The 7,719-nt window shown below is 75.7% G+C and carries 6 protein-coding genes; 4 read left to right on the top strand and 2 right to left on the bottom strand.

Annotation, left to right across the window (positions count from 1 at the left end):
- Positions 1 to 300 precede the first annotated feature (300 nt).
- The 3 genes from CNO22_RS24005 (at position 301) to CNO22_RS23995 (ending at position 5,016) form a co-directional block, all read left to right on the top strand.
- Complete coding sequence (locus tag CNO22_RS24005; RefSeq protein ID WP_100501776.1) at positions 301 to 1,611, top strand: IniB N-terminal domain-containing protein; 1,311 nt, start codon at positions 301 to 303, stop codon at positions 1,609 to 1,611.
- Positions 1,612 to 1,723: 112 nt separating this feature from the next.
- Positions 1,724 to 3,529, top strand: a complete 1,806-nt coding sequence (locus tag CNO22_RS24000; protein WP_100501775.1) for a dynamin family protein — start codon at positions 1,724 to 1,726, stop codon at positions 3,527 to 3,529.
- On the top strand, positions 3,526 to 5,016 hold the full coding sequence (locus tag CNO22_RS23995) for a dynamin family protein (protein WP_100501774.1): 1,491 nt from the start codon (positions 3,526 to 3,528) through the stop codon (positions 5,014 to 5,016). The genes CNO22_RS24000 and CNO22_RS23995 overlap by 4 nt, the downstream gene beginning before the upstream one ends.
- On the opposite strand, the gene CNO22_RS23990 is transcribed toward CNO22_RS23995, so the two are convergent.
- Both CNO22_RS23990 and CNO22_RS23985 read right to left on the bottom strand, forming a co-directional pair.
- The gene (locus tag CNO22_RS23990) at positions 4,990 to 5,592 is read right to left on the bottom strand and encodes a hypothetical protein (RefSeq protein WP_157937095.1); all 603 of its coding nucleotides are present in this window, start codon (positions 5,590 to 5,592) and stop codon (positions 4,990 to 4,992) included. The two genes, CNO22_RS23995 and CNO22_RS23990, sit on opposite strands and share 27 nt — an antisense overlap.
- A gap of 141 nt (positions 5,593 to 5,733) precedes the next feature.
- Positions 5,734 to 6,525, bottom strand: a complete 792-nt coding sequence (locus CNO22_RS23985; protein WP_100501772.1) for an enoyl-CoA hydratase-related protein — start codon at positions 6,523 to 6,525, stop codon at positions 5,734 to 5,736.
- Between the two features lie 347 nt (positions 6,526 to 6,872).
- On the opposite strand from CNO22_RS23985, the gene CNO22_RS23980 reads away from it, so the two are divergent.
- A partial coding sequence (locus CNO22_RS23980) for a serine/threonine-protein kinase (RefSeq protein ID WP_157937094.1) occupies positions 6,873 to 7,719 on the top strand: 847 nt, incomplete at its 3' end.

The following is a 7,719-nucleotide window of genomic DNA, read 5'->3' as shown; positions in this document are numbered from 1 at the left end:
GTTGCGCACAGGCCCCCCCGCCCACCTCTCGCCCCCGGGTCCGCCTGCGGACCGGTCGGGGTCGTGTCGCAACGTATGTCCCTGCCGTCCCCCCTGTCCCGCCCGTTCCCGACCTGGGCCCGCGGCGGACCGTGAGGAGGGGGCGACACCCCGCAGCCCCTAACGGAGCGTCAGCGGGCATCCCCCATACCGCTCGGGCGATGGGGGGCGTCTCCCCGATGCCGGGGGACGGCGGCCGGGAGTGGACTGCGCCGCGACAGCCGGCCGACGGTGGACGGCTCGATACCCAGGAGTGCAGCCATGTCGACCATCGCGAGCACGCTGCTCGACTTCATCCTCGACCTGTTCCGCGACCCGGAGAAGGCGGCCGCCTACGAGGCGGACCCGCAGGGCACGCTGGACGCCGCGGGCCTGTCCGACAGCACGCCCGAGGACGTCGCCGACCTCGCGCCGATGGTGTCGGACTACGCCACGGTCGGCGGCTGGAGCGGCGGCGGCCACCACGGCGGCCGCGACCGGGACGACCACGACCGCGGTGGCCACGACCGCGGTGGCCACGAGCACGGCGGCCACGACCGTGACGACGAGGGCGGCCGCGGGGACCACTGCGACACCGACGACGACCGGGGCGGCCACCACCACCACCCGAAGCCGGCGGACGACGAGGACGAGCACTCCTCCGGCGGCGGCCTCGCCCCGGTCGACCGCGACGACAGCGACGACGACGAGCACGAGGGCCACCACGGCGGCGGCCACCACCACGCCCCCGCGCCGGCCGGCGGCACCGAGACGGTGGTCATCACCCACCTGCAGGAGGTGCACTACACGCACAACGAGACCACCGTCGAGATCGACGCCTCGCACAGCATCTGGGTCAGCGGCGACGCCCAGGCCATCTTCGGGGACGTCGAGGGCGACGTGACCCAGATCGACAACGAGGGCGGCATCGTCGCCGGCGACGACGTCGAGGACTCCTCGGTCGACAACAGCGACCACTCGGTGCGCGACTCCTACAACACCGACGTCGACATCGAGGACAGCAACGTCAACGTCGGCGGGAACCAGGCGGTCGACAGCTTCAACGAGGACAACGACGGCGTGGACGTCGAGAAGATCGAGGACTCGTTCAACGGCAACGGCAGCAGCAACGAGGACAACGACGTCATCGCCGACCGCGGCGGACAGGTCGGCGACAACACCTCCGTGCGGGTGGACGACGTGACCGTCGTCAAGGACTCGGAGAACGTCGGCAACACCACCACGGTGACCGACAGCTTCAACGACAACTCGGACAACTCCACGGAGACCGACGTCGACGTGGACGTCCGCGACTCGTTCAACGTGGACAAGTCCGACAACTCGGTGAACGACTCGTTCAACGACAACTCCACGAACACCCAGGTGGACGACTCGTTCAACGAGGACAACTCGACGAACACCGAGGTGGACGCCGACGTGGACGTCCGCGACTCGTTCAACGACAACTCGGACAACTCCACGGAGATCGAGGACGCGTTCAACGACAACTCCGACAACTCCACGAACACTCAGGTGGACGCCGAGGTCGACGTCGAGCAGTCGTTCAACCAGCACAGCAGCATCGACGACTGACACCCCGCCCAACCGGGTCCCGGTCGCCTCACGGAGGCGGCCGGGACCCGGCTCGCGTCTGTCCCCGCGGGACCCCGGGTGGTAGGACCGGGGGGAGTCAGGAGGTGTGCCCGTGGTCACGTCAGCGCAGCTGCTCGACCGGGCGGAGGCGCTCGCCGAGGTGTGCGGCCGGCCGGACCTGCAGCGTCGGCTGCTCCAGGCCCGGGCCCGCAGCGCCGACCCGCGGGTGCGCGTCCTCGTCGTCGGCGAGCCGAAGCAGGGCAAGAGCTCGCTGGTCAACGGCCTGGTCGGCGCGCCGGTGTGCCCCGTGGCCGACGACGTGGCGACCGTCGTCCCCACGGTGGTGCGGGCCGGGGAGGCGCCGCGCGCCAGCCTGGTGCTGGCCACCGGACCGCAGCCCGGCCACGACGGGCCGACCGAGCGGGTGCCGGTCCCGGTGGACCAGGTGGCCGCGCGCGTCACCGGCGAGGGGACCGACCGGCTGGTGCAGGCCGAGGTGGAGCTGCCGCGCCGGCTGCTCGACGGGCTCGAGCTGGTCGACACCGCCGGGGTGGGTGGTGTCGGCGCGCAGCGGGCGCTGCACACCGTCGACCTGCTGCCCACCGCGGACGCCGTCCTGCTGGTGTCCGACGCCAGCCAGGAGTTCACCGCCCCGGAGATGGCTTTCCTGGAGCAGGCCGTCGCGCTGTGCCCGACGGTCGTCTGCGTGCTGACCAAGACCGACGCCTGCCCGCACTGGCGCGAGGTGGCCGAGCTCGACCGGGCCCACCTCGCCCGCCGCGGCATCGAGGCGCCGCTGTTCACCGTCTCCGCCGCTCTCGCCCAGCTGGCCGTGCAGCACCGCGACCGGGAGCTGCACGAGGAGTCCGGGATCGGCGCGCTCGTCACCCACCTGCGCCGCGAGGTGGTCGACCGCGCCGAGGTGCTCGCGCGCCGTGCGCTGGTGCACGACCTGCGCGCGGTCACCGAGCACCTCTCCCTGGCGGTGCGCACGGAGCTGGCCGGCCTGGAGGACCCGTCCGCACGGGAGGAGCTGGTGCGCGGGCTCGAGGAGGCCCGGGCCGCCGCCGACGACCTGCGCCGCCGCTCGTCGCGCTGGCAGCAGGTGCTCACCGACGGCGTCACCGACCTCGTGGCCGACATCGACTTCGACCTGCGCGACCGCTCGCGGGTGGTGGTCCGCGAGGCGGAGGAGGCGATCGACGCCCAGGACCCCGGCCCGATGTGGCCCGAGCTGTCCGAGTGGCTGGACCGGCGGATCGCCGCGGCGGTCGCCGACAGCTACGTCTGGGCCGAGCAGCGCTCGGAGTGGCTGGCGGAGCGGGTGATCGAGCAGTTCGCCCGGGACGGCGGCGGTGCGGTCCCCGCGCTCACGGTCGGCGCGGCCGGGGAGGCGCTGGCCGGCCTGGTCGAGCTGCCGGTGGTCGACGACGGCGCGATGACGCTGCGCGAGCGGACCCTGATCGGGCTGCGCGGCTCCTACACCGGCGTCCTGATGACCGGCCTGGTCACCAGCCTGGCCGGGATGGCGATCATCAACCCGGTCTCGGTGGCCGCCGGCGTCCTGCTCGGCCGCAAGGCCTACCGCGACGACCAGCAGCAGCGCCTGCAGCGGCGCCGCACGGAGGCCAAGGCCGTCGTCCGCCGGCACCTCGACGAGGTGGTGTTCCAGGTCGCCAAGCACCTCAAGGACCGGCTGCGCACCGTCTCCCGCACGCTGCGCGACCTGATCACCGACACCGCCGAGGAGATGTCCCGCTCGCTGGCCGACGCGGTCGCCGCCGCGCAGCGCGCCATCCGGGAGGCCACCGCCGAGCGGGACGCCCGCATCCGCTCCCTGCGCCAGCGGCGCGACCAGCTCGACCGGCTCGCCGCCGACGTCCGCGCCCTGGACCGGGACGCGGTGACCGCGGCGTGACGGGGTCCCTGGACGACGTCCGCGCGCTGCTGGACGACGCACTGGCGCACTACGCCGACGTCCCGGCGGCCGCCGCCCGGCTCGAGGCCCAGCGGCGGCGGCTGGACGAGCCGCTGCGCGTGGCCCTGGTCGGCCGGGTGAAGTCGGGCAAGTCGACGCTGCTCAACGCGCTGGTCGGTGCCCGGGTCGCACCCACCGACGCCGGCGAGTGCACCCGCGTGGTGACCGTCTACCGGCACGGCGCCACCCCGCGCGTCGAGCTGTACGGCACCGACGGCGGGCGGCGGACCCTGCCGGTGCGGCGCGCGGACGGCGGCCTCCGGCTGGAGCTCGGCGGTACCCCGCCGGAGGAGGTCGCGCAGCTGGTCGTGGACTGGCCGACCGAGGACCTGCTGCCGGCCACCGTCGTCGACACCCCGGGGATCGCGTCGCTGTCGACCGGCACGAGCGCGCGCACCCACGGCTTCCTCGGCACCGAGGACGGCCCGGCCGGTGCCGACGCCGTCGTCTTCCTCACCCGCCAGCCGCAGCCCGAGGACGTCGCCGTCCTGGCCGCCTTCCAGGCCGGCACCGGCGGGGAGGGCGCCCTGACGACGACGATCACCGTCCTCTCCCGCGCCGACGAGGTCGGGGCCGGGCGGCTCGACGCGCTGCACGCCGCCGACAAGGTGGCCCGGCGGATGTCGGCCGACCCGCAGGTCGCGGCGGTGAGCTCCGCGGTGGTGCCCGTCGCCGGGCTGCTGGCGCTGGCCGCCCGGACGCTGCGGCACGGCGACTACGTCGCGCTGCGCGCCCTGGCCGGCGCGGACCAGGCGCAGGTGTCGCGGGTGCTGCTGACCGCCGACCGCTTCACCCGGCCGGACGCGCCGGTGCCGGTGTCGGTGGAGGTGCGGACGGCGCTGCTGGACCGGCTGGGCCTGTTCGGCATCCGGCTGTCGATCGGGCTGGTGCGGGCCGGCGTCCCCGACGCCACCGCGCTGGCCGAGGAGCTGCTGCGGCGCAGCGGGCTGGCCGAGCTGCAGCGGCTGCTGCGGGTGCACTTCACCGAGCGGGGCGCGCAGCTGCGGGCCGGGACGGCGCTGCGGCTGCTGGAGGCGGTGCTCGCCGAGCACTCCGTCCCGGGGGACGACGGGCTGCGGGCGGAGCTGGAGCGGCTGCGACTGGGCACCCCGGACCTCGCCGAGCTGGACCTGCTGGCCCGGTCCCGGGCCGCGGACGGCCCGCTGCCGCCGGAGCTGCGGATCGAGGGGGAGCGGCTGCTCGGCGCCCAGGGCACCGCCCCGGCCGCCCGGCTGGGGCTGCCCGCCGGGACGCCGGACGACGCGCTGCGGCGGGCGGCGCTCGAGGCGCTGGCCCGCTGGCGGACCGCCGCGGACGACCCGCTCGCGGGCCGGGCGACCGCGGACGCCGCCGAGGTCGTCGTCCGGGCCTGCGAGGCGCTGCTGGCCGGGCTGGACTCCTCAGTGGCGGGTGGCCGCCCGCGCTGATCGGCTGAACAGCGGCAGGACGGCGACGACGCACAGCCCGGCCGCGGCGACCAGCGCCCACCGGTCGAGGTCGGCACCGCCCGTGACGACGGTCTGCGCGACGTCGAGGGCCAGCACGGTCGGCACGGCGGTGACCACCAGCGCCCACCGGGCCCACCCGCGGCCCCGCAGCACCAGCGCCGTCCACACCAGGGAGACGGCGACGAGCGCGCCGACCCCGCCGAGCACCAGCGCGATGGTGGCCCGCACCCCGTCGGCGACCAGGTCGGCGGGCGCCGCGGGGTCCTCGGCCGTGGCCAGCACGGCCAGCCGGTCGCGGAGCTCGCCGAGGTCCAGCAGCGCCGCCGAGATCCCGGTGACCGCGGCCAGGCAGCCGGCCCACCACAGCGCCACGGCCACCCGCACGGTCGCGGGCTGCGGCGGCCGGCTGCGGGGGAGCGGCGGTGCGAGGTCGCTGGTCACCGCCGGCCGCGCCGGGGGCGGCGCCGCGACGACGTTGCCGGTGAGCACCACCCGCCGTGGCAGGGGGCGCTGCGCCGTCGGCTGCTCCTGCTCGGACCTGGTGGACCCCGTCACGTGTCGCTCCCCCCGTGGGCCTGACCGCCGGACCGACGCAGCCTGTCACCGCGCGACTCCACAACCGGCCGGAGGCCGGTGGCCCCCTTGGAGGGTCCCGCCGCGAGCCTGCGAGCGGTAGGGGGGCAAGGGGGTCCTTTTTCAGTGACCGGTGAACCGGGGGGTGCGCTTCTCCAGAAAGGCCTCGACGGCCTCACGGTGGTCGACGGTGCGGCCCAGCTCGGTCTGCAGCCGGGCCTCCAGCGCCAGGGTGTCCTTGAGGCGGTCGGTGGCCGCCGTGGCCAGCACGGTCTTGATGGCGCGGTAGGCGGCGGTGGGGCCGGCGGCCAGCCGCGCGGCCAGCGCCTGCGCCTCGGCCAGCACCTGCTCGGCCGGGACCACCCGGTGCACCAGCCCCCACTCGGCGGCGCTCTCGGCGAGGAACGGCTCGGGGAACAGCAGCAGCTCGGCCGCGCGCGAGCCGCCGACGCAGTGCACGAGGCGGGCGGCCAGGCCCGAGTCGCTGGACAGCCCGATGCCCGCGAACGCGGTGGTGAACTTGGCACCCGCGGCGGCCACCCGCAGGTCCCCGGCGAGCGCGATGCCCAGCCCGGCCCCGGCTGCGGCCCCGTTGACGGCCACGACCACCGGCACCCGCAGCGCGGCCAGCGCCAGCACCAGCGGGTTGTACTCCTCCTCGACCACCGACAGCGACGTCGCGGCGTCCCCGCGCAGCGCCTCCACGTGCTGGCCGAGGTCCTGCCCGACGCAGAAGGCCCGGCCGGTGCCGGTGAGCACCACGGCCCGCACCGCCTCGTCGGCCGCGACCCCGCGGAAGACGTCGAGCAGCTCGCGCCGCGACTGGTGGGTCAGCCCCGGCCGCAGCATGGTGATGGTGGCGACCCCGCCGGCGTCCTCGCGGGTCACGGTCTCGGGCCCTGTCACCTCGGGCATCGTCGCTCCTCCTCGTCCTCGGCGGCCCCCGCACACGGCGGGATCGGCGATCTCGCCCGCGTCCGGGACCGGGAGCGTACGAGATCGGCGATCTCGTCCGGGCTGCCCGACCGTGGCCGGATCGTGACGGAACGGTCCGGGCGGGAGGGCCCGCCGAGCTGGGAGGATGGACGGCGGACGGACGCGGCGCGGGCCGGAGCGCGCGGCGCCGTCCCCCCAGGTCGGCGACACGCCCGGCGGCCAGCGCCGATGTGTAGCCCCCCGGGGTGCGGGACATCCAGACCCAGGGGCACCGGCGCCCCCGGGCCGTGGACGACGGCCGGGTCGTAGGCGAGGAGTGAGCCACGGTGGTGGAGCCGGGTCGGCGCAACCTGGGTGAGCGGTACGAGCTCGCCGAGCTGATCGCCGCCGGCGGCATGGGGCAGGTCTGGCGCGGCACCGACGTCCTCCTCGGCCGTCCGGTCGCGGTGAAGGTCCTGCGCAGCGAGTACACCGCCGACCCCACGTTCCGCGCCCGCTTCCGCGCCGAGGCCCAGCACGCCGCCGGGCTCTCCCACCCGAACATCGCCGCCGTCTTCGACTACGGCGAGACCGAGGCCACCGACGGCAGCGGCGAGACGCTGGCCTACCTGGTGATGGAGCTGGTCGAGGGCGAGCCGCTGTCGGCGGTGCTGCAGCGCGAGGGCCGGCTGTCGGCCGCGGCCACGCTGTCGCTGCTCGAGCAGACCGCCTCCGCGCTGGCCGAGGCCCACCGGGTCCGGCTGGTGCACCGCGACGTCAAGCCCGGCAACATCCTGGTGCGCGACGACGGCAGCGTGAAGATCACCGACTTCGGCATCGCGTGGTCGGCCGACAGCGTGCCGCTCACCCGCACCGGCCAGGTGATCGGCACCCCGCAGTACCTCGCCCCGGAGGTCGCCCAGGGGCACCACGCCACCCCGGCCAGCGACGTCTACGCCCTCGGTCTGGTCGGCTACGAGTGCCTGACCGGCCACCCGGCGTTCGACGGCGACAACGCCGTGACGATCGCGCTCAAGCAGGTGCGTGACGACCCCGAGCCGCTGCCCGAGGACCTGCCCGGCGACGTGCGCAGACTGATCCGCCACGCGCTGGCCAAGGACCCGGCGGACCGCATGCCCGACGGCGCGGCGTTCGTCGCCGCGATCGAGGACGTCCGCGCCGGCCGCCCCCTGC

Origin of the sequence: Geodermatophilus chilensis, assembly GCF_002802985.1 — a bacterium.
Classification (GTDB): Bacteria; Actinomycetota; Actinomycetes; order Mycobacteriales; family Geodermatophilaceae; genus Geodermatophilus; species Geodermatophilus chilensis.
The sequence above is the reverse complement of the archived record's forward strand: the minus strand, read 5'-3'. Positions and strand labels throughout refer to the sequence as shown.

Coding starts and splice junctions, on each gene's coding strand:
- CNO22_RS23985 (WP_100501772.1), bottom strand. CDS start 6,525: ATGCCCGAGGTGACAGGGCCCGAGACCGTGACCCGCGAGGACGCCGGC.
- CNO22_RS24005 (WP_100501776.1), top strand. CDS start 301: ATGTCGACCATCGCGAGCACGCTGCTCGACTTCATCCTCGACCTGTTC.